Source organism: Fangia hongkongensis FSC776 = DSM 21703 (genome assembly GCF_000379445.1).
Lineage (GTDB): Bacteria > Pseudomonadota > Gammaproteobacteria > Francisellales > Francisellaceae > Fangia > Fangia hongkongensis.
This window is the reverse complement of sequence record NZ_KB902240.1, coordinates 18462-40402: the sequence shown is the minus strand read 5'-3', so window position 1 is coordinate 40402 and position 21941 is coordinate 18462. Positions and strand designations below refer to the sequence as shown.

At 37.7% G+C, this 21941-nt stretch carries 19 protein-coding genes and 2 tRNA genes; 16 read left to right on the top strand and 5 right to left on the bottom strand.

The features are described 5' to 3' along the window. Window positions 1–214: 214 nt before the first annotated feature. Window positions 215–2050: a peptidoglycan D,D-transpeptidase FtsI family protein gene (locus tag A37Q_RS0101590; protein WP_018298512.1), complete on the bottom strand. Its 1836-nt coding sequence runs from the start codon at window positions 2048–2050 to the stop codon at window positions 215–217. Between the two features lie 149 nt (window positions 2051–2199). Here A37Q_RS0101590 and tyrS point away from each other — a divergent pair, with 149 nt between their 5' ends. The 4 genes from tyrS to A37Q_RS0101570 all read left to right on the top strand — a co-directional run bounded on the left by tyrS (window position 2200) and on the right by A37Q_RS0101570 (window position 5638). Then, entirely contained in the window at window positions 2200–3402 is a 1203-nt protein-coding gene (tyrS, locus tag A37Q_RS0101585; RefSeq protein WP_018298511.1) for a tyrosine--tRNA ligase, read from the top strand. 163 nt (window positions 3403–3565) lie between these two features. Then, complete coding sequence (locus A37Q_RS0101580) at window positions 3566–3760, top strand: hypothetical protein (RefSeq protein ID WP_018298510.1); 195 nt, start codon at window positions 3566–3568, stop codon at window positions 3758–3760. A gap of 40 nt (window positions 3761–3800) precedes the next feature. Next, window positions 3801–4439, top strand: coding sequence for a PDC sensor domain-containing protein (locus A37Q_RS0101575; RefSeq protein ID WP_018298509.1), 639 nt, complete (start codon window positions 3801–3803; stop codon window positions 4437–4439). 20 nt (window positions 4440–4459) lie between these two features. Then, window positions 4460–5638, top strand: a complete 1179-nt coding sequence (locus A37Q_RS0101570) for an MFS transporter (RefSeq protein ID WP_154648601.1) — start codon at window positions 4460–4462, stop codon at window positions 5636–5638. Here A37Q_RS0101570 and A37Q_RS0101565 read toward each other — a convergent pair. Continuing rightward, window positions 5627–6478 carry a mechanosensitive ion channel family protein gene (locus tag A37Q_RS0101565; RefSeq protein WP_018298507.1) on the bottom strand — a complete coding sequence of 284 codons (852 nt, stop codon included), beginning with the start codon at window positions 6476–6478 and terminating at the stop codon, window positions 5627–5629. The genes A37Q_RS0101570 and A37Q_RS0101565 overlap by 12 nt on opposite strands. A gap of 154 nt (window positions 6479–6632) precedes the next feature. On the opposite strand from A37Q_RS0101565, the gene A37Q_RS0101560 reads away from it, so the two are divergent. From A37Q_RS0101560 to A37Q_RS14345, 9 genes are all read left to right on the top strand, one after another. Further along, complete coding sequence (locus A37Q_RS0101560; RefSeq protein ID WP_018298506.1) at window positions 6633–8783, top strand: ATP-dependent helicase; 2151 nt, start codon at window positions 6633–6635, stop codon at window positions 8781–8783. Further along, window positions 8758–9279 carry a low molecular weight protein-tyrosine-phosphatase gene (locus A37Q_RS0101555; RefSeq protein ID WP_018298505.1) on the top strand — a complete coding sequence of 174 codons (522 nt, stop codon included), beginning with the start codon at window positions 8758–8760 and terminating at the stop codon, window positions 9277–9279. The genes A37Q_RS0101560 and A37Q_RS0101555 overlap by 26 nt, the downstream gene beginning before the upstream one ends. 16 nt (window positions 9280–9295) lie before the next feature. Beyond that, window positions 9296–9913, top strand: a complete 618-nt coding sequence (yihA, locus tag A37Q_RS0101550) for a ribosome biogenesis GTP-binding protein YihA/YsxC (protein WP_018298504.1) — start codon at window positions 9296–9298, stop codon at window positions 9911–9913. An 11-nt stretch (window positions 9914–9924) separates the two neighbouring features. After that, a complete protein-coding gene (locus A37Q_RS16180) occupies window positions 9925–11445 on the top strand; it encodes a sugar ABC transporter ATP-binding protein (protein WP_018298503.1) in 1521 nt (506 codons plus the stop codon). A 3-nt stretch (window positions 11446–11448) separates the two neighbouring features. Beyond that, window positions 11449–12390: a ribose ABC transporter permease gene (gene rbsC, locus A37Q_RS16175; RefSeq protein WP_018298502.1), complete on the top strand. Its 942-nt coding sequence runs from the start codon at window positions 11449–11451 to the stop codon at window positions 12388–12390. A gap of 34 nt (window positions 12391–12424) precedes the next feature. Further along, window positions 12425–13327 (top strand): ribose ABC transporter substrate-binding protein RbsB, encoded by a 903-nt coding sequence (rbsB, locus tag A37Q_RS0101535; protein ID WP_018298501.1) that lies wholly within the window; start codon window positions 12425–12427, stop codon window positions 13325–13327. Window positions 13328–13664: 337 nt separating this feature from the next. After that, complete coding sequence (locus A37Q_RS0101530; RefSeq protein ID WP_018298500.1) at window positions 13665–14696, top strand: Fe(3+) ABC transporter substrate-binding protein; 1032 nt, start codon at window positions 13665–13667, stop codon at window positions 14694–14696. A 13-nt stretch (window positions 14697–14709) separates the two neighbouring features. Beyond that, window positions 14710–16329 (top strand): ABC transporter permease, encoded by a 1620-nt coding sequence (locus A37Q_RS0101525; RefSeq protein ID WP_018298499.1) that lies wholly within the window; start codon window positions 14710–14712, stop codon window positions 16327–16329. A gap of 19 nt (window positions 16330–16348) precedes the next feature. Further along, the gene (locus A37Q_RS14345) at window positions 16349–17395 is read left to right on the top strand and encodes an ABC transporter ATP-binding protein (RefSeq protein ID WP_018298498.1); all 1047 of its coding nucleotides are present in this window, start codon (window positions 16349–16351) and stop codon (window positions 17393–17395) included. A gap of 3 nt (window positions 17396–17398) precedes the next feature. On the opposite strand, the gene A37Q_RS0101515 is transcribed toward A37Q_RS14345, so the two are convergent. After that, window positions 17399–18613: an extracellular solute-binding protein gene (locus A37Q_RS0101515; protein ID WP_018298497.1), complete on the bottom strand. Its 1215-nt coding sequence runs from the start codon at window positions 18611–18613 to the stop codon at window positions 17399–17401. An 83-nt stretch (window positions 18614–18696) separates the two neighbouring features. Further along, window positions 18697–19695, bottom strand: a complete 999-nt coding sequence (gene rsgA / locus A37Q_RS0101510) for a ribosome small subunit-dependent GTPase A (protein ID WP_018298496.1) — start codon at window positions 19693–19695, stop codon at window positions 18697–18699. A gap of 152 nt (window positions 19696–19847) precedes the next feature. On the opposite strand from rsgA, the gene rpoZ reads away from it, so the two are divergent. The 3 genes from rpoZ to A37Q_RS0101495 all read left to right on the top strand — a co-directional run bounded on the left by rpoZ (window position 19848) and on the right by A37Q_RS0101495 (window position 20448). Further along, window positions 19848–20057 (top strand): DNA-directed RNA polymerase subunit omega, encoded by a 210-nt coding sequence (rpoZ, locus tag A37Q_RS0101505; RefSeq protein ID WP_018298495.1) that lies wholly within the window; start codon window positions 19848–19850, stop codon window positions 20055–20057. Between the two features lie 84 nt (window positions 20058–20141). Then, window positions 20142–20217, top strand: a tRNA-Val gene (locus A37Q_RS0101500). 155 nt (window positions 20218–20372) lie between these two features. Beyond that, window positions 20373–20448 (top strand) — tRNA-Val (locus tag A37Q_RS0101495). 53 nt (window positions 20449–20501) lie between these two features. On the opposite strand, the gene A37Q_RS0101490 is transcribed toward A37Q_RS0101495, so the two are convergent. Continuing rightward, on the bottom strand, window positions 20502–21896 hold the full coding sequence (locus tag A37Q_RS0101490; protein WP_018298494.1) for an MFS transporter: 1395 nt from the start codon (window positions 21894–21896) through the stop codon (window positions 20502–20504). Between the last annotated feature and the right edge of the window lie 45 nt (window positions 21897–21941).

Genomic DNA, 21941 nt, shown 5'->3' with positions numbered 1-21941 from the left:
TTGGTGATTTATTAATAAAAAATAGGTTTAAAACGCTTTAATGTGCTTATTATAAGTAGAGTATAAGTGCCTTTCAATGAATTTTACCGGCGAGGAAGATTAAATATATGCTGTGAGTATAAATTGGGTTATTTCACCGTATTTTAAACTCTACTTTGATGTATTAAAATCATGATAGGCTAGCCACTTTAATATAAAATGATTTCCCGTTATATTAATTATTTTCAATTACTTGAAGCAGCCATTTTTTATCTCGGTTTAATAAACGGTAGTGATCCAAAGGTTCTTGATAAGGGACTCCAAGATACTGAAGTGTTTTTTTGGCAATGCTGGCAAAAATAGGCGCAGCAGAAACACCGCCAAACTGGTAAAAGTGATTTTTCTTTGGATCATTAATCCACACTGCAATGACAAGTCGTGGGTCTTTAAGTGGTGCAATCCCAGCAAAAACTGCATTGTAAGTGTTGGTGAAGTGTCCATCTTTAACACGGTGACTGGTCCCTGTCTTTCCTGCCACTTCAAAACCTGGGATGTTTGCAAGCACGCCTGTTCCATGCACTGTTACAACCGTGTGAAGCATATTTAAAACTTCTGATGCAACTTTTTGAGGGATAATCTGTGGGCACTCTGGTGGCGATTTAGGTAAAACCAAGTGCATTGGACAAAGCTTGCCATTGTTAGCAAAAATGGTATAAGCATGGGCAAGTTCAGCAATTGATGAAGTTAAAGCGTAACCAAATGATGAAGTTGCAAATTCAAATGTACTAAGTGAAGAGACTTCAGGCAAATAACCATTGGTTGCTCTTGGAAAGCTAATAGGTGAGCTCTGACCAAAGCCGACAGCAGAGAGGAGGTCATAGACCTTTTGTTTATTGAGTGATAAAGCAACTTTACTGACACCAACATTACTTGATTTCTCTAGAATCTCTGTCAAAGTAACTTTGCCAAAATTTGAATCATCACGAATACGATGGTGTTGAAGAAAGTAATAGCCTGGATTGGTATTAATGATGGTGTCGGGGGTGTATTTCCCAGATAAAAGTGCCTCTGCAATAAAAAATGGTTTTATCGTCGAGCCCGGCTCAATGGTTTCAATTAACCCTTGAGAGGCTATGTGTTTACTTGCATGTTCACTAAATCTATTAGGGTTAAAAGAGGGGTAGCTTGCTAAGGCCAAGACTTCCCCATTTTGAGGATCAATTACAACTGCTGCACCTGAGTCTGCCTCGGCATTGATCACGCCTTTTTTAAGTGCATTATAGGTAAACCCTTGAATGTTGCTGTCGATAGTCAGGTGGACATCTTTTCCTAAATGATAATGCTTTGGAGCATGGGTAAATAAGATTGCCTGACCTTCACGATCAACTTCAGCCGAGAGGATTCCATTTTGAGCACCAAGTGTTTTATTGTAGCTATAAAGAAGACCGGCTTGTCCTTGGTTTTTGATATTGGTAAACCCAATAAGTGGCGCCACGGCGTTTGCTTTCGGGTAATAGGTTCTATTTTGCTCTTTAATTTGTACGCCGGGAATATGTAGTGAACGTAATATATCAATTTTGGATGGCTCAACGAATTGTGCTGCAATGTAATAGCGTTTGTTTGGGTAAATATGAATGAGATGCATAATATCGCTTAAAGAAAGACCATCTATTTGTGCTTTATTAATGTTAAGATATTTTGATCGGTTCTCTTTTAGGACTTTAATATCTAATATAACTTTGTATAAGTTAGTGCTTACAGCCAAAGGGACATTGTTTCTGTCATAAATAATGCCGCGTGTTGCATCAAGTGTAATATCTCTTGTGCTTTCACTTTGTCCATAGTTTTTTAAAAAGACTCTATCTTTAGTCTCTAAGAAGCTAAGACGATAGACTAAAATGCCAATAACGATGACAATGAGTGTAAAGGTAATAATAAAGCGCCATAAATGATGTGGTTTTTGCGTCTTATCTTTACCCTTTTTCGCAGATTTTGTTGCTTTTGGATTTGTTTTGGGTGTTTTATGCTGTTTAACCACAATTGATTGGATGTAATAGCTTTCTTGCCACAAGTGTAACGAATTTCTGTTTTTGGAGCCAATGTTTTCCTGAAGATATCAGGAATTGAGCTTTTGAGATTGCCAAATGGGTGATGCTTTGATATATATACCATTTGGAAATGACAGTATGTAAAGTATTAGAAAGGTAATAGAAAATAACAATGCAGCCATTAGATATAGAAAAAACATTAGAAGTAATTAAGCGTGGAACAGATGAAGTTTTGTTGGAAGCTGAACTAATTGAAAAGCTTAAAGAAAATCGCCCGCTCATTGTTAAATTTGGTTGTGATCCAACTGCGCCAGATATTCACTTAGGGCATACTGTTGTCATTAATAAACTCAAACAGCTGCAAGATTTAGGGCATGAAATTCATTTTTTAATTGGCAATTTCACTGCTCAGATTGGTGACCCTACTGGTAAAAATGCAACAAGACCGCCTTTAAGTGCAAGTGATGTTGAAGAAAATGCAAAGACTTATCAGACGCAGATTTTTAAAATTCTAGATAAAGACAAAACCATCGTGAAGCGAAATGGTGACTGGTTTGATCAAATGAGCGCTGGTGATATGATTAAACTTGCTGCCAAACAAACAGTAGCAAGAATGTTAGAGCGAGATGATTTCTCCAAGCGTTATAAATCTGGCCAAGGTATCGCAATTCATGAGTTTTTATATCCCCTTGTACAAGGTTATGACTCTGTGGCAATGGAGGCAGATATTGAGCTTGGTGGCACAGATCAAAAATTTAATTTATTGATGGGTAGAGAGCTACAGAAAAATGCAGGGCAAAAAAGTCAGATTGTCATCACCATGCCACTTTTAGAAGGACTTGATGGCGTTAAAAAGATGTCAAAATCAGCAAATAATTATATTGGTATTGATGAGACGCCAGATGAGATGTTTGGTAAAATTATGTCAATTTCAGATGAGTTGATGTGGCGTTATTATGAGCTTTTGAGCTTTAAATCTTTGGATGAGATTAAAGCACTTAAAGAAGCCGTTTTTGAGGGCAAAAATCCGCGTGATGTGAAAGTGCTTCTGGCAAAAGAAATCATTGCACGCTTTCATGATGAAAAAGAAGCGATAAAAGCGGAAGAGAATTTTATTGCCAGATTCCAAAAAAATCAATTGCCTGAAGATATGCCTGTGTTTGAATTTGAAATGACTGAAGGAATGACTATTGGTCACATTTTAAAGTCGGCAGATTTAGTGAAAAGCACCTCTGAGGCATTACGAATGATTAAACAAGGTGCAGTCAAACTTGATATGCAAAAGGTAAGCGACAGTAAACTACTGCCAGAAGTTGGCAAGGAGTATGTTTATCAAGTGGGTAAACGAAAGTTTGCAAAAGTCACGCTTGTTTAATCTATCTTTTCAGCTTTAAAACTTGTGAATATAGAGGCAAGCTTTAGCGTTAGGCTTTATGGATAAGCGATAATTGGCGCGACATAAAACTTACAATAGCAGTTGATAATCCTATGTAAATAGTGAAGAATAAAGCTCTACAGCATAGTTCTAGGAGTGATAAGTGGAAAAGTTTGTACAAGAAGTCTTAGTGGTTTTTATTGTTTTGGCGGCAATTGTTATTTTATTTTACGCGATTAAGTTTTTTTTGTGGATTTTAGTTATCGCTATTGTTGTGACTTTGGTTTATCGCCTTATCAAATGGATTATTAGCTTGTTTCGCCCAAAAGCCACACAAAATAATGCAGATGATCTATAATCATTACTGATAACTAAATTGACATAAAGAGGCAACTGATATGCAAAATGTGTCAAAAATTTTGCTTTTTTTCTGTATGACTTTGATTTTGTTTGCTTGTTCTGAGCATAAAGACCAGAGTAAACATCTTAGCAAAGAGGAGCTTGAAACAGGGCAGTTCTCTGATGAAATTGAAGCGCATTTATCAGCAAGAACCAAGCAGCTTGAGGTACTATTTACAAACGCGACCATTGTCAAAAGTGTACTTGATGCAGATAAATTGCACCAAGGTCATGGTACATTTGATCATGATAACTCACAAAAAATAGATGATAAGATGCAAGCACAGAAAAATACACATGCTGTCCAAGAGCTCCTGCATAATGCTTGTGCAAGCGTGTTGAAATCCTTTCAAAGAAAGCACCGTGCGTTTGTAGAGATTTTTATTACAGATACCGGTGGATTTAATGTTTGCCAGACAAATATGACCAGTGACTTTTATCAGGCAGATGAATCATGGTGGCAAGAGGCCTATAACAAAGGAAAAGGAAAAACCTATCACAGTGATATGGAATATGATGCAAGTGCGAATGAAATCGCAGTGTCAATTTATGTCCCGCTTTATCAAGGAGATAAATTAATTGGTATTTCAAAGTCAGTGCTATCAATTAATGATATAATGAGATCACATTTAGCATAATATATACACTAGGAGATGGGGTGAGTCGCCAGATAAATTTTCTGCTTATGGTGCCGGGCATATTAATGGCAACCTATTGGGGTATTGTGAAAGTTGGATTACCTATTTTGCCTGAACTCTCTCAGCATTTGCAGGCTAGTGATCAACAGATTCAGCAAGTTTTCTCATATGCTTTTTTTCTATCAGGTGTCTTTCCAATTATATGGGGTCCTATTATTGATTATTACGGCTTTCGGCGTTTTAGTCTTGTTGGAGGCGCTTTATTCATTGTGCTTGGTATCTATCTCTCGATAGCAAGTAGCTTTTATTTATTCTCCTTGGCATTTATTGCCTGTTGTGTGTTGGCCTCAGCCTTTGTGGTGATAGCAAGAACTTTTCCAGTGGTGTATTTTTTTGATGAAAAGGCAAATGTAAAACGTGCGCTTTCGTTTGCTATGGTCGGGGGGTATTCCTCTGCTTGGCTTGCACCACTTATTTCAGGGTATATTGCAGAGTATGCCTATTGGCCGCTTGTATTTTATATTATGCCTGTCATGATGCTTATTGCGCTTTGTATTTTGCTTAGAGTTCCTGAGCCAAAAATATTGCCTGAAAAAAGACACTTATTATCAAGCATACGTTATATGGGGATGCATTTGAAGTTACCTTCATTTCGCCGTCATGTGTTGATTCTTGCCTCTTTTGGTGCGTTTGGTCAAAGTATTGTGATAGCCATACCGTTTTGGCTAATAAGTGCTTATCATCTTTCTTCTAGCATAGTAGCGTATCTGTTATTGCCAATGCTTATTCCCGGTGTTTTATCTCCACTGATTAATCAATTTGTCTCTAAGCTCAGTTATAAAGTAGCGTTGATATTGAATGTAATCCTTTTTAGCTCTGCAGGCATCATCGCAGTTATCCTACCTTTCTTTAATGATCTTAGTATGTGGTGGTGGGTGGTTCCGGGTGTGATTGTGAATATTAGTACCGTTGTTGCCTATCCACTTTCAGGTGTTCTTGGTTATCGCGATATCACATCAAATCATAGTAGTGCAAGCGCTATTTTATCATTATCACTGTATGCTTGTGCGGGTGTGATTATTTATATCTGCTCCTATATCGAGCTGCATCAATTTTATCTCTATGGTATTTTAATGCTATTTGCTGCATTGGTGGCGAGTATATGTACCTATAAAGAAGTGAAAGCTTTAGACAGATAAGGCTGAGCTCTCTTTTGAAAAGTGAACTTGTCGTTGAGGGAACGGTATTTCAATATTATTTTGATCGAAAAGAAGTTTGCTTTGTTCGGTGATATACCACTTTGTTTCTAGAAAATCAGCGCGCTTTGTCCAGTAACGCACAAGAATATCAACACTGCTATCACCTAGGGTATTCACTTTAATAAGAAAAGATTTATCTTCTGTCTTCAAAATACGCTCATCTTCATTTACAAGTTTCTGTAAAATCTCTTTGGCTTTTTTGAGATCACTGTCATAGCCGATGCCAATCACAAAATCATTACGGCGAAATTCATTATTGCTATAGTTGGTGATAATACGTGAAGTAATCACTGCATTTGGCATTTTAACCTCACGACCATCGGTTGTGCGCAAAGTACAATAGATAAAATTGATATCCTCAACTGTGCCCATTGTGCCTCCGATATCAACAAATTCACCTATTTTAAATGGGCGACTTGAAACGAGAATCACGCCAGATGTTATCATGGTAACCGAGCTTTTAAGTGACATCCCAATACCCACCATCATCCCGACAATGGCGCCGGTTATTGGTGTGGTTGAGATGCCAAGCTGATTAATTGCAATCAAAATAACAAAGACAACAAGCACAATGTAGACAATTTGTGTCAGAAAGAGTGACACTGCTTTATCCAGCTTCGTTCGATAAAGGATTCGCCGAACTGTGCGCTTGATGAATTTGGCAATAAACCAGCCAACAACCAAAATGACAATAGCAATGACAAGTTGTGGTAAGTAAGTTAAGAATAAGTCTTTTAGCCATAAAACATATTGATTAGCAGAGCTAAGATTAAACTGCATGGGATATAACCTGAGTTAGCGTTCCTTGTAGCTTAAGTGTAGCAACTTCGATACTAAGAACAACCTTGAAACAACAAATTATGCTATTCAAAGAAATCACTCTCACGTACAATGCAAACACAGAATTGGTTGTTTTCAGGTGGCGTGTCTTTTGATGAGAGAAAGGCAAGAGGGTAAAGTTAAATATACTGATGAACAGTTAAGAGTTATTCAGCATACTTTAAATAAGCATGCACTTGTCTCGGCTGTCGCAGGGAGTGGTAAAACGCAAACACTTATTGGGCGGATTGAGCATCTTCTTTTGAATGAGGTACATGCAGAGCAAATTCTAGTGCTTATGTTTAATAAATCAGCGGTGCTGTCATTTAAAAAACGCCTGAAAGAAGCTCTAGGAGAGTCTAAGGCTCATCAGATACAAGTGAAAACCTTTCATGCGCTAGGTTATCAATTAACACAGTATCTTCAGCGCCAAGGCTTATTATCTGTGAATAAGTTTGTGGGAGAAGGGGAGACACTTAAGGCAGTAGTAAAAGAAGCTTTGGTGCAAACTTATCACTTTTTAGCAATAAAAGAGGCAATTACCCCAGAGGTGGAAAATAAATATGAGAGCTATTTAGCCCTTTTAAAGGCAGAGCTTGGCGCCTTAAGTTCGCACCATCTTTTGTGTCAATTAGAGGATGAAACAAAAAAACGTGTTGAGATCTTTTTTCAATTTTACGAACGTTTAAGAAAATCCCAAGGCTTACAGAGTTTTGATGATTTAATTTATGATGCTTTAAAAGTGTTTCTAGATGCGCCTAAAAAAATTCCAGTAAAAGGGAAGTATCAGCATATTATTGTAGATGAGTGTCAGGATATTAATCTAATGCAGCAACGATTTTTAAAGATCATTGCTGAGAAAGGTGCAAAGGTGATGGCTGTTGGGGATGTTGATCAAACCATTTATGAATGGCGGGGCTCTAAGACACATTATATGTTAAAAGAGTTTGCCAGAGACTTTTTAGCACCTGAGCATTATCAGTTAACCTACAGTTTTCGCTATGGGCATTTGGTGTCATTAATGGCTAACGCAGTGATACAAAATAACAAATCAAGGTTCTCACAGTTGTGTGTTTCTCCTGTCAACTCTGCGCCCAATACCGAAGTTGAGATTGTCAGCAAAAAAAATCTTTCTTTATTAATCGGCGCATTACATAAAGAGCTTGAAGCAAATGTGATGATGCCAGAGGATGTTGCGGTCTTAGTGAGAAAATACAGTGCAAGTGTACTGCTTGAGCTCTATCTTTTAAGTGAGGCTCTTCCTTATCAGTTACAGGGCGCAGGCTCAGTGTTGGACAATAAGAGCATTTCTGCCATTATCGGTTTTTTGCAATTGGGCAATGACGCCAAATTGCTAAAAGAAGTGAGTTTGAATAAAAGACGCTTGGTTGTGAGTGCAATGCTAAGTGTGGCAAAGCTGTATCTGAATAGTTCAATGTTTAATGTGCTTCTTAAAGAAATTACGATGCAACCAGATAAAACTGACAAGTATTTAGCTGAGCTTGTCAAAAATGCCAATCTTGCCACCTATCAAATAGAGAAGATAGAGATACTTGCAATGCTTTGGCGGGATGCTTTAAAGAGAAGTGCCGATGAGATGGCATATACTTTTGTAAAGAAAGTTATCACCGAGCTAAAGCTTATTCCTGAAAGGCGTAAAAATGATCGATTAGCAGAGGGCGGTGAGTCTGATATTATTGAGGCATTTTTAAACTTTTGTCAGTTTAGTCATCTAACGCTAGCCAAATTTACGAGCTTACTTAACAAGATGAGAGTGAACTTTGAGCGTTTTCAAAGTTTGGATGCTAATAAGAAAGTTTCAATTTTATCGATTCATCGCGCTAAAGGGCTTCAGTGGCGTTATGTAATCTTATACGACATGACCGAGAAGAGCTTCTTCTCAGAGCCAAAATCACAGCTGAAAAAAGAGGAGATTGAAAGTGAAAGGCGGCTTTATTATGTTGCCATTACACGTGCAACAAGAAAGCTTGCGATTGTTGCAGGTAATGATATGGCAAAGTTAAAAAAGTGGTTTTCTGATCGTGAGTGCTCCTACCCTGATGCATTAAGAAAAAGCAACTCCATTCGTTTTTTATATGAAAGTCAATTGACAGAAATAGAGGCGTTTTTGCATGCATATAGTGAAAAAGAGACAGAGCAAATGCATAAATATGCAAAATATAATAAACTGATTGACAGTTATTGGCAGAAATTAGATTTGCAAGATAAGTTGAGTGATCGTGAACAAAGAAGAAAAAGCGCATAAGATAATTAAGGTCCTTTTTGTTTGTATGGGAAATATTTGCCGCTCTCCTACGGCGCATGGCATATTTCGACAATTGGTTAAAGAGAAAGAGCTGGATGGTTATTTTGAAATTGAATCAGCTGGAACACATTCGGCAACTTGGCATAAAGGTCAAGGTGCAGATCCAAGATCTGTTGAGGCTGCTAGGTATTTTGACTGTGATATTTCAGATCTAAGATCAAGGCAGCTTGTTCAAAATGATTTTGAATATTATGACTATATTATTGCCATGGATAATCGAAACTTGAGCGATATGAAAGCGATAGCTTTGAATGAAAAAACTATGCGCAAGGTCTCAAAGATGCTTGAATATGCTCCAACAGTCAACCTCTCAGAGGTGCCAGATCCCTATTATCAAGATGGATTTGAGCGCGTTTATTTAATGATAGACACTGCATGCCGCGGCTTACTATCTTACATAACAAAAAACAATACATTTTTAACCAATCAAAACTAGACAGAGACAAGTAGCAATGAATTATAAAAAAGCAAAATATTTAATGGGTGCTGCAGAGCTTATACAATTGCCAGAAGATTATGGCGTGGAGGTGGCTTTTGCTGGGCGTTCAAATGCGGGAAAATCAAGCGCATTAAATGCACTAACAGAGCAAAAGGCGCTTGCTAGGGTGAGCAAAACGCCGGGTAGAACGCAGCTAATTAACTTATTTACATTAGAAGAGCATAAACGACTGGTTGATTTACCCGGATATGGTTATGCAAAAGTATCAAATAAACTTAAAGATAATTGGCAAAGAACCTTGGAAGATTACTTAACGACAAGGCAGTGCTTGTATGGCATTATTCTTTTGGTCGATGCAAGACATCCAATTAAGAACTTCGATTGTATGATGATTGAGGCGGCTGTTGAATATGGGCTTAATATGCATATTCTGCTGACAAAAGCAGATAAGCTGAATAATAAAGAAAAAGCACAGTCTGAAAAGTTATTAAGAGACTATCTTGACCAGCTAAAAACCAGTGAAAGATTATCTTTCCAACTTTTTTCCTCGCTAAAAGGTACCGGCTTGAATAAACTAAGAGATAAGCTTGATAGTTGGTATAGTGCCTTTGATGATGATTTTGCACAATAAAGTGAAAGATAATGAGCGCTCAGAGTAAGCTTGTATTTCAAGCAAAAAAAATCTCTAAGCGCTTTTTGGCAACGCTCGCACTTGATGAAGCCTCGCTTAATGTCTATCAGGGTAAAGTGATGGGGGTGCTGGGTGAAAATGGCGCGGGCAAGTCGACGCTGATGAAAGTTATCACTGGCGTCTATCAAAAAGACAGCGGGGCTTTGTATCTTGACGGCAATGAAGTCAATTTTGCAAATGTCTCTGTATCGCAGATGCATGGTATTTCGATGGTGCACCAAGAGCCGCATATTCTGCCAGATTTAACCATTGGTGAGAATATCATGCTTGGGCAGGAGCCAATGAAAAACCGCTACTGCATTAATACTAAGCAAATGTATCAGCAAGCAAATGCAATCTTATCTCAGCTAGGGATGAATAAAAAAGCAACTACTTTGGCAGATCAGCTGAGTATTGGCGATCAGAAAATGTTAGAAATTGCTAAAGCCTTGGTGATAAATGCAAAAATTATTATTATGGATGAGCCAACTGATGCATTGACGATCAGTGAGGTCAATCAACTGTTTTGTATTATTAGATCACTTTGCTCCGAAGGTAAAAGTATTATTTATATCTCACACAGAATGGAAGAGATCTTTGATATTTGTGATGATATTACGATTATGCGAGATGGAAAGTTTATTACAGAGTGTAAAGTAAATGCATTAGATGAGAAAGCGATCATTGAAAAGATGGTGGGTAAGAAGCTATCAAATCAGTTAGAAAGTGCAGAGACTACAGAATATAATCAACGAGAAGAAAAACAAATTGCCTTATCAGTGGAAGGTTTATCTAACCGATACTTTCACAAGCTATCATTTGATCTCTGTCAAGGAGAGATCTTAGGTGTATTTGGCTTAATGGGCGCTGGAAGAACGGAGCTTGCAAAAAGTATTTATGGGACAGAAGTCCTAAATGCAGGGAAAATATATCTTAATGGGAAAGCGATTCAAATCCACTGTGAAAAAGATGCAATTAAAGAAGGCATTATCTATGTTTGTGAAGATAGAAAGCATGAGGGGCTTTTATTAGAGCGTCCCATTGTAGAAAATATCTCTCTATCAAGTTTAGAGAGAATATCTAATAGATTTGGCATCATTCAATGTAAAGCAGAAAAAGATGCGGCTGATTATTATATCAAACTGTTAAGTATTAAAGCTAAAAATAAGATGCAGCTTCCTGATGAGTTAAGTGGTGGGAATCAGCAAAAAGTGGCTATTGCTAGAGCGCTTATGTGCCAGCCAAAAATACTTATTTTAGATGAACCAACACGTGGTGTTGATGTGGGTGCGAAACATGAAATTTACCGTTTGATATATCAATTAAAGTCAAAGGGAATTAGTATCCTTCTTATTTCCTCTGAAATGCCTGAAGTGGTTGGGTTAAGTGATCGCATGTTAGTCATGAGAGATAAAAAGATTGTCACAACATTGGATGTTCAACATAAAGGGAACTTTACGCAAAGTGAGATTTTAAAATATGCAATGGGGTGAAAGGTGGATAGTTTTAAATATAATCTAAAATACTGGATTGTTGAATACAAAGCGGCAATTGCACTGGTGGTGCTTTTGATTGTTGTATCATCGTTAAATCCTTATTTCTTTACTTGGGATAATATTTTGGTGGTGCTGCAGCAAACCTCTGTCAATGCCATTATTGCGGTTGGTATGACCTTTGTGATATTAACTAAAGGGATTGATCTATCTGTAGGCTCGGTGCTGGCATTAACAGGCGCGCTTTGTGCGACAATGGTATCACTTCACTTTCCAATGGTATTTGTGATTCTCTTTACCCTGATTGCAGGGGCAATACTTGGTATGGTAAGTGGAGGAATCATTACCAAAGGATATGTGCAGCCCTTTATTGCAACGTTAATTACAATGACTCTGTATCGTGGTATTACGATGGTGTTTAGTGATGGTTTCCCCATTTCAGCTTCAAGTGCCAGCTTTTCCTTTATTGGTGGGGGAAGTTTTCTTGGTATTCCAATCCCTGTTTATATTATGTTTGTTGTTTATTTGTTATCTTATTATGTATTGAAGTATATGCCTTTTGGACGATATGTCTATGCGACAGGTGGTAATGAACAGGCAGCCAAACTTGCAGGAATCAATGTTAATCGTATCAAGCTTGCAGTCTATGGGATTAGTGGCATGCTATCGGCATTGGCGGCTATCATTGTTACCTCGAGATTGGCTTCTGCGCAGCCAAATGCAGGCACAGGTTATGAGCTTGATGCAATTGCTGCTGTGGTGTTAGGCGGAACAAGCCTATTTGGTGGCAAAGGAAAAATTGTGGGAACGTTAATAGGTGCGCTGATTATTGGACTTTTAAGCAATGCATTTAATTTAATGAATGTGTCATCGTATTATCAAATGATTGTAAAAGCGCTTGTTATTTTGCTGGCGGTGCTTCTTGATTTTAAAGTCAAAAAATAGTGAAACTTGTATAATAACTGGAGGTAGTTGTGTCATGAAAAAATGGTTTAAAGTAGTAACATTAGCTTTTTTGGCAATAGGTTTATTTGGCTGCTCGGCACCAGATAAACAGAGTAAACGCACAGTTGGAATTGTGATTTCAACCTTAAGTAATCCTTTTTTTGTTAGCCTTGAAAACGGTGCAAAAGTTGCGGCGAAAAAAGAAGATTATAAGCTTGTGGTATTAGATTCTAATAATGATCCTGTTAAAGAGCTCTCTAATGTTCAAGATCTTGTGACTCAGGGAGTTAAGGTGATTATTATTAACCCAACAGACTCAGCGGCTGTGGTAAATGCTGTAAAATATGCAAATGAGCACGGCGTTAAAGTGATTACCATTGATAGAACGTCCAATGGGGGGAATGTCATTACACATATTGAATCAGATAATATCAAAGGTGGAGAGATGGCGGCTCATTATCTAGATGATAGATTAAGAGGCAAAGGCAATATTATTGAGCTTCAAGGTATTCCTGGGGCTTCTGCAACAAAAGAGCGTGGAGAAGGCTTTGATCGCGTGATTGCAAAAACAAATTTACATATTGTTGCTCAACAACCAGCGAATTTTAATCGTACAGATGGGTTGAATGTCACGCAAAACTTATTACAAGCGCATCCAGATGTTCGTGCAATTTTTGCGCAAAACGATGAAATGGCATTAGGTGCACTAAAGGCAGTTCATGCTGAAGGGAAGCATGATATATTAATTGTAGGGTTTGATGGAACCAAAGATGGGATCCAAGCTGTAAAAGATGGAAAAATGGCCGCAACAGTAGCACAACAGCCTTATTTGATGGGTGAGCTTGCCGTTGAAACAGCAGTTAAGGCTATTGCTGGGAAGAAAATAAGCCCAAATATGACAGTTCCTTTGCGTCTTGTGACAAAATTTAATGCTTAAACTAAGAAGACTCATTGACTAAATAAGCTTTCATTTCATCTAAAAACGTCGTGATTTTTCTATCTAACATATTTTTTTCTCTATGATAAAGCGCATATAGCGTGCGTTTTTCAGGTGGGTTTTCTAAGTTCTAAAAAAAGAAATTGAAAAAATCAAATCATCCAGAGCTATCATGCAGGAGATTTTGGTGAGGTTATTCATAAGTAGTGAAATGTTTGCAAACCATTAAGCATAAAAATAGATGGGATTTACTCATTTGCTATAAAATATTGATAATAACTATCATTTTCATATAATCCATTTTGTATGAAATTTAACTCATTATACAGGAGCGTTTGTGTATCAATATTTTACAACTAGATTTGCGTTATTTATTTCACTTATCTGCTCATTTGGCATTGTGTATGCTGAAAATAAAAGATCAATGGAGGTAAATGTTTACTCATACCGCCAGCCATTTTTAATCAATCCTATTTTAAAAGCGTTTGAAAAAGACACAGGCGTAAAGGTCAATGTTATTTTCTCTGATAAAGGTTTAGAAGAGCGCGTGGCAAGAGAGGGGCGTTATTCTCCTGCTGATGTGATTTTAACGGTTGATATCTCAAGGGTGATGGAGTTTGTGGATAGGGGGCTTGTGCAATCGCTTGACTCGGAAATAATCAATGAGAATGTTCCTCAGTCTCTAAGAGATACTGAAGGAAGGTGGTTTGCATTAACAACAAGAGCAAGGAGCTTTTTTGTCAAAAAAGAGCTTGCCGATACAGAGGCACTTTCCTATGAGCAGTTGGCCTTAAAAGAGTACAAAGGCAAGGTTTGTATGCGAAGCGCGAAGCATCCTTACAACATTGCCCTTATTGCATCGATGATTACCCACCATGGTGAAGTTGAAACCAAAAAATGGCTGATTGCCCTAAAAGAAAACTTAGCACGTAAGCCACAAGGAAACGATCGTGCGCAAGTACGGGCGATAAAAGAGGGCTTATGTGAGTATTCACTTGGTAATAGTTATTACTATGGGAAAATGCTGCAGGATCCAAATCAAAAAAGCTGGGCCGAGGCAGTAAAAATTGTGTTTCCGAATCAAAAAGGTCGAGGAACACATGTTAATGTCTCTGCAATGCTTCTGGCAAAATATGCACCTAATAGAGAAAATGCGGTTCAATTGATGGAGTATTTATCGAGTGAAAAGGCGCAAAGAATGTATGCAGAGTTGAATATGGAATATCCTGTGAATCATGCGGTTGCGCCTTCTGAGCTTGTGGCTTCATGGGGCGAGTATAAAATTGATGAAGTGTCGTTAACTGAGGTCGCTAAAAATAGAGCGCTTGCACTCAAACTTGTCGATGAAACACGTTTTGATATGCCATAAAGAGCGATAGTAAATGCGTTTTTCAGGGCGATACTTTGTTTATATTATTGTCATTATTTGTTTATTGCCGATTGCAGAGCTGATTATTGAGGCTGTTAGTTACAGCGATTCTGGCTTTAGGCACATTTATGAGACAGTTTTATTTAGCTATATTACCAACTCAGTTATTTTAACCATTGGGGTGGTGGTGTTAAGTAGCTTATTTGCTATTCCAGCAGCATGGTTTGTAGCACGCTATCACTTTCCAATGGCACGCTATTTCTCTTGGCTTTTAATGTTACCACTGGCGCTGCCATCTTATGTGATGGCGTATTTGTATATCGATTGGTTTGATTATACAGGACCGGTGCAATCTTTAGTAAGATATTTGTTTGGATGGCAAAATCAGAGTGATTATTGGTTTTTTAGTATTCGCAGTATCGGTGGCGCCATATTTGTCTTAGCCCTTAGTTTATACCCTTATTTATTCTTATTGGCAAAAACTGCTTTTAGCTGTCAAACAAGGCAATATGAGCAAGCAGCGATGCTCTTAAAAGCCTCGCCAATGCGCCGATTTTTAAAAATTTCATTGCCGCTTTGTTGGCCTGCTATTATTGCTGGAATCTCACTTATCGCTATGGAAAGTTTGTCAGATTTTGGTGCAGTTCAGTATTTTGCTGTGCAAACGCTAACAACTGCTATTTATGATACATGGCTTAATTTAGGCTCGCTTTCAAGTGCAGCAAAAATTGCACTTGTGTTATTAGTTGTGATTATGTGTTTTATTTGGCTAGAAAAGCAATCACATAAAAAAGAGCTAACAGCGCTTGCCAATCAATTGAGCTCTGCAAAGAAGAGGCTGGTAGGATATAAAAAATATCTGGTATTTTTATTTTGCCTTGTTTTATTTTTACTGGCATTTTTGCTGCCATTTATTCAGCTTGTATATTATGCCTTTGTATATTTCAAAAGTGCCTTCACACCGCGTTTTATCGAAATTAGTCTCTATAGCTTTTTAATTGCATGTATTGTTTCGGTTGCTTGTATTCTTATTTCTTTATTGATCACAATACTCTCTCGTTATGCTAAAAAGCAAATGCTTGTGATATCTCAGCATCTCTCTAACTTTGGCTATGCAGTGCCGGGTGTGGTGTTGGCAATTGGTGTTTTGATTCTACTGACAAAAATAGATTATTTAATAAATGATATCACAATGTTTCTTTTCAACGCTGAGGTCGGTTTGATATTAAGTGGGAGCGTCTTTGCAATTAGTTTTGCCTTTGTGGTACGTTTTCTTGCCATCTCAAATAATACTTTTTCATCTAGGCTTGAGAATATTCCATCCAGTATTGATAATGCAGCGACTATGTTGAGACACAGTCCCTTAAGAATGTTCTTATCTGTGCATTTTCCCCTTATGAAAACAGCTTTGATTGCTGCATTTATTCTTATCTTTATTGAAGTCATTAAAGAGCTTCCCGCGGCTTTAATTCTAAGACCATTTAACTTTGAGATGCTGTCAACGTATGTATTTCAATATATGTCAGATGAAATGATCGAGCAGGCATCATTAGGTGCATTATTAATTACATTGTTAAGTCTTGTGCCACTATTGTGGATCAACAGGCTTTTGAACAATAAAACTGAACAGTAAAAATAGGTCATGGTATAGCATGCTACAAGTAAAGGATTTAGATTGTACAATCGCAAAGAATAACATTTTACAATCAATGTCATTTGAACTGGAGAAAGGACAATCGCTTGCGCTTTTAGGTAAAAGTGGCTGTGGTAAAAGTACTACCTTAAGGTGCATAGCAGGGGTGGAGTTGCCAAGTAATGGTGAGATTACACTTGAGAGCCAGCTGTTATATGTACATGGGAAATATAATATGCCAGCAGAGAAAAGAAATATTGCCATGATTTTTCAAGACTATGCACTTTTTCCGCATTTAAACCTGTTTGATAATATTGCCTTCGGTCTTTTTGATCATTCAAGGTCATCTCGTCGTAGTATTGTTAAAGAGATGCTGGATTTGGTGAAACTCCCTGAAAGCTATGCTAAGCGCTATCCATATCAATTATCAGGTGGACAAAAACAGCGTGTTGCCATTGCAAGATCATTAGCGATATCGCCGAAGCTTATGCTTTTAGATGAGCCATTTTCAAATATTGATGTTGCGATTCGATATGAGCTAATGCATGAGACAAAAGCATTACTGCAATCACGTAATATCACAAGTATCTTAGTCACACATGCCAAAGAGGAAGCATTTTGTTTTGGTGATAAAGTGGCCATTATGGAAAATGGAAAAATGCTGCAAATTGACGCTCCAGAGGCGCTTTATAAATCACCCCTTTCCTTAGAAGCTGCAAAACTGCTTTCAAAAGGCACGGTACTTAACGCGAGCTTTGATGGCTGCGTGCTTAAAACAGCGTTAGGCAATTTTGCATATCCTAATAGTCATTGGCAAGTGGGGAATTATCAGGTTTTCATCCGTTATGATGTGGTTGAGATTTTCCCCAAAGAGAACAATTTAGCAAAAAATAGCGATCTGAAAACAGCTAAAGTCATTTCAAGTGTTTTTTTAGGCTCTAGCTTTGAAATAACCATTCGCTCTAACGATACGCTATTAGTGGCATTGAGTCATCGAAGTTATCAGCAAGGAGAGAGCGTTTTCTTTAGCTTTCACTGTGGGAAGCTTCTATATTATCCAGTATAGATTTTAAGGCTTTGGCTTCTCTTTTTTGTTGTCGATATATTGAGGTGTGAAATCAATGCCATATTTCACATACATCCACATTTTACTGACGAAGGCCTGAAATTTAGGTGGGTGTATATTCAAAACATACATTTTCTTAATCATCTTCTGAGTTGGATTAATATTTGGATCTTTAAACAGCGTATTTAAATATTGTCTATTATCAATAACGCCATTTGGTTGATAAATGTAGTTGCTGTTCATCGCACTAACATAGGGCTCCATATTGAAGTTTAAAAAGCGATAAGCCGCATCAAGATTCTTAGCGCCTTTTGGAATCATTAACATATCAAACCAAATATTCGTGCCTTCTTTTGGTAGTACATATTTGAGCGCTAGTTTTGGATTGATGATTTTAGCGCGCTCAACCGATCGCACAACATCACCAGAGTACCCCATCACCACGCAAAGGTTCCCTGCTGTAAAATCATTTTGATACTTGTTACTGTCAAAATATTTTATATAAGGCCGCACATGGTGGATTAAATAAAGCGCTGCTTTTTCATACTCTGCTTTACTGGTGGTGTTTGGGTTGATACCTTTGTAATAAAAATAATTGCCAAACACTTGCTCAGGTTCATCAAGAAGCGATACACCGCAATGAGAAAGTGTTTTTAAATATTTGTCATTAAATAGATATTTCCAACTATCTGGAATGACATGTTTTCCTTTTGGCATCTTAAAAGCACGATCAACAGCTTTTTGATTATAAGCAATACCCGTTGTGCCATAAGAGTAAACAATTGCATAGTTGTTACCGGGGTCATTGATTTGAGAGATTTTCTCATAAATGGCTTTATTGCGATATTTCCAATTCGGCAGTTTAGTCTTATCAAGCTTCACGAGTGCACCTGATTGAATTTCACTTGGGAGGTAAAGCGCCCCTTGCTCAATAACATCAAAGCCTGAGGCACCAGTCATTACCTTGGCACGCGTCATATTATCATCTGTTGTATAACTTAAGCGCACATTGGTGTGACTTAATTTGCGAAAGCAGGGAATTAAATCTGGGGACATATAATCAGCCCAGTTGGTGAAATTAAGGCTATGGCTTTCTTTAAAAGGCATAATTGGCGTTTTTAATAAACTATTAGAGCAGGTAAATTCAGCAGAAAATGCAAACTGACTGCTGATGCTAAAGAGCATACCCAAAGAAATGATATAAAGTGAACGATTCATTAGCGATCTCTATATTTAATAAACGAGCGTATTATATAACCCCCCATAATAGAATGCATTAAAATTGTGTAGCGGTATTGCTTTTATGAGGTGGCATTCATTTCATAAATAAGACGGTGATAGTTGTTAAATCGTGCCTTGGTGATGCTGTTACTATCAAGTGCCTGATTGAGCGCACAGCCTTTGGTGTTTTCAAAATGTTGGCAATTTCGAAATTTACACTGGCCAATATATTGGCGAAATTCAATAAAGCCAGAGAAAATCTCCTCAGCATCTAAGTGCCAAATGCCAAACTCTCGAATGCCGGGGGAGTCAATGATGGAGCTTTTTTGATCAAGGTGATATAGTGTTGCTGTCGTTGTGGTATGCTTGCCTCTTTTATTTTGCTGAGAGATATTGCCAGTCTCAGTCATTTTATTATCAAATAAGGCATTTAGCATTTCAGATTTACCCACACCAGATTGTCCTACAAAGATGGAGCTTTTGTTCTCTAGTAATGCTCTTATTTGACTGAGGTTGTCTTTTTTGAGGGCTGAACAAAAATGAACTGAATAGCCAAGTTGAGTATAAAGCGTATAAATAGCATCAATTTGCGCACGGTTCTTAGCATCCTCAAGTAAATCAGATTTATTGATAAGTAGTATTGGCTTAATATTCATCTGCTCAGCAATGACAAGGTAGCGGTCAATATAATGCTCAATAGGGGCAGGTTCAACCGCGAGCATAATAATCATTTGATCAATGTTTGCCGCCATAACTTTATAGGATTTAGACAGCTTTGATGGACGCTTCAGCTCATTTTTTCTCGGTAAAACCTCACAAATAATCCCTGTCTTTGTTTGTGTGTTGTAAATAAGCTGAACCCGATCTCCAGCGACAATATGACCAAGGTTTTGCCTAAATTGACATAACACGGTAGTATTGTCTTCAAATGCGACTTTTATTTGTTTTCCCTGATGAGATAATACAAGTGCTTGTTGTAAGCACTCATTATCACCAAGGATTAGATCCTCTGTATTAATGCCTGTCTTATTCTTATGAATAGTGCGGATTTGATTTTTAGTGAGGTTTCGTTTTGCCATCTATCCCTGTTATAAAAGGTTACTGTAGACATTGGAGAGTATATACGAATCCTCTGATTTTTTATAGTTATTCTGACAATAGAAAGATTAAACCCTTGGCAAAGATATAAAAGTCGACTAAAATCTTATCGTTTTAACTTCTGGAGATAAATATGGCTCGTGTAACAGTAGAAGATTGTTTAGATCAAATTGACAGTCGCTTTGAGTTAATCGTGCTTGCGGCAAAAAGAGCACGCCATTTAATGTTAAGTGGTGAAGAGCCACGTGTTGATTGGGACAATGATAAGGCAACAGTAGTCGCTTTGCGTGAAATTGCAGATGGTGAAATATCACGTGATGAAATACGTCGCCAAGGTGACTAATTAGAGTGGTATATTTTTGGCATAAAAAAGTTTTCTAAAGTCGTTGACTTTAAAGGCTGAGTGCTTATAATCAATCACGTTCTCGGGTGCTTAGCTCAGCTGGGAGAGCATCGCCCTTACAAGGCGAGGGTCGGGGGTTCGAACCCCTCAGCACCCACCAGAGATTGAATAACTAGAAAGGCTTCCAATTGGAAGCCTTTTTTGTTTGTAAAAGTACTATTTGTATGGCTGTCATACAACTCAAAACAAAAACAAAATAATTTCATCAAAGTCGTTGACTTTAAAGGCTGAGTGCTTATAATCAATCACGTTCTCGGGTGCTTAGCTCAGCTGGGAGAGCATCGCCCTTACAAGGCGAGGGTCGGGGGTTCGAACCCCTCAGCACCCACCAGAGATTAATAACTAGAAAGGCTTCCAACTGGAAGCCTTTTTTGTTTCTGATTTCTAAAATTGAGCCATTTTTCGGCGAAATAGAAAATAAGCAATAATGCCAACGAGTATTACCGTACCACCAAGCGCTATAAAGACAATAATGCTGTGTTGATTCACAGTAACTAAAGGCATGTTGCCATTGATCTCGTTAAATGCGGTGATCAGTCCTGCAAATATAGGGGCAATTCCATTGGCAATCGTCCAAACGCCCATATAAAGTCCAACTCTATTTTTAGGGGCAAGCTGGTTCACCATGGCAATACCTGTCGGTGTAACAAGAAGCTCACCTAAAGTGAGGAAAAAAAATAAAAGTATAAACCAGTAGACAGATGTTTTGCTTTCAAGGTCGGTGAATATAATAGCAGCAAAGATCAGATAGGCTAGTCCTGCAAGGATAACGCCTAATGAAAACTTATTGAAAAGTGCAATATGAATATCTCGATATGCAAGATAGCGCCATAGTAAAACAAGCAGACCTCCCAAAGTAATAACATAAAAGCCATCGAAAAATTCAATATTGTTTTCATGTAGTAAAAAGCCAAAAAAGGATAGATCCATGGCGTATCTAGCAAAAAGTGGTAACAGGTTAAACATACAGCTGTAGGCTATATAGTAGAAGATAGCGATGCCACAAAGTATGATAAATGCATTGGTTTTTTTACTGTGATGAGAGATTTTTCCATAAGTATAAAGGTATAAAATGGAGAGAATGGTCAATCCGATAATGAGAAAGTTATTGATAAAAGGGTGGTTTAATAAATAACAGCTGATTGCGATAAGAAGAATGCTGATAACCACTAAAATACTATAGCGTCGTAGATAGGTCTGAAAGGTGAGCTTTCTTTCTTTTGTCCGAATAAAAAGGCATATGATGAAAGCCATTAAAAGAATAAAGCTCAGATAAAAAAACATACTGTGATAACCAATAGAGGTCATCCAAAACCCACTTGAGAAAATACCCAAAAAGGCACCGATATTAAATATCAAGTAAAAAAGCGTTGTGCCTGATGCGCGTGTTTTACTGTTTTTGTTGTAACATTGACTGACTAAAGACCAGATCGCTGCTGTACTTAGTCCTTGTGATAGGATAAATACAGCAGTGCCTAGATATAATATGGGTGTACTATAGGCATGACTTAAAAACTGTAAACTAATAAAGGCACTGAGTAAACCCACTAATGCCGTGGATTTAAAGCCAATATAATCACATAATATTCCACCAATGATGCTAATGATCCAGGATAAAGAAGCAAAGGCTGCAAAAAACCATAGTGCATGGTTTTCTCCTAGAGCCAGAGCATCTCGAGCAAAAGGTAGTAAATTTGTCAGCAAAAGGCCATAAGCACACATTTGGGCCGCATAGATGATTGAAAACCACCATAGTCTTATAGGATGCCCTCGAGTCATTCAGTATATCCTTTAATCACTAGATGAGTTTTAGTATAGGTTTTT

Coding starts and splice junctions, on each gene's coding strand:
- A37Q_RS0101515 (WP_018298497.1), bottom strand. CDS start 18,613: ATGAATCGTTCACTTTATATCATTTCTTTGGGTATGCTCTTTAGCATC.
- rpoZ (WP_018298495.1), top strand. CDS start 19,848: ATGGCTCGTGTAACAGTAGAAGATTGTTTAGATCAAATTGACAGTCGC.
- A37Q_RS0101490 (WP_018298494.1), bottom strand. CDS start 21,896: ATGACTCGAGGGCATCCTATAAGACTATGGTGGTTTTCAATCATCTAT.
- A37Q_RS14345 (WP_018298498.1), top strand. CDS start 16,349: ATGCTACAAGTAAAGGATTTAGATTGTACAATCGCAAAGAATAACATT.
- A37Q_RS0101565 (WP_018298507.1), bottom strand. CDS start 6,478: ATGCAGTTTAATCTTAGCTCTGCTAATCAATATGTTTTATGGCTAAAA.
- A37Q_RS16180 (WP_018298503.1), top strand. CDS start 9,925: ATGAGCGCTCAGAGTAAGCTTGTATTTCAAGCAAAAAAAATCTCTAAG.
- rbsB (WP_018298501.1), top strand. CDS start 12,425: ATGAAAAAATGGTTTAAAGTAGTAACATTAGCTTTTTTGGCAATAGGT.
- A37Q_RS0101525 (WP_018298499.1), top strand. CDS start 14,710: ATGCGTTTTTCAGGGCGATACTTTGTTTATATTATTGTCATTATTTGT.
- rsgA (WP_018298496.1), bottom strand. CDS start 19,695: ATGGCAAAACGAAACCTCACTAAAAATCAAATCCGCACTATTCATAAG.
- A37Q_RS0101560 (WP_018298506.1), top strand. CDS start 6,633: ATGAGAGAAAGGCAAGAGGGTAAAGTTAAATATACTGATGAACAGTTA.
- A37Q_RS0101575 (WP_018298509.1), top strand. CDS start 3,801: ATGCAAAATGTGTCAAAAATTTTGCTTTTTTTCTGTATGACTTTGATT.
- tyrS (WP_018298511.1), top strand. CDS start 2,200: ATGCAGCCATTAGATATAGAAAAAACATTAGAAGTAATTAAGCGTGGA.
- yihA (WP_018298504.1), top strand. CDS start 9,296: ATGAATTATAAAAAAGCAAAATATTTAATGGGTGCTGCAGAGCTTATA.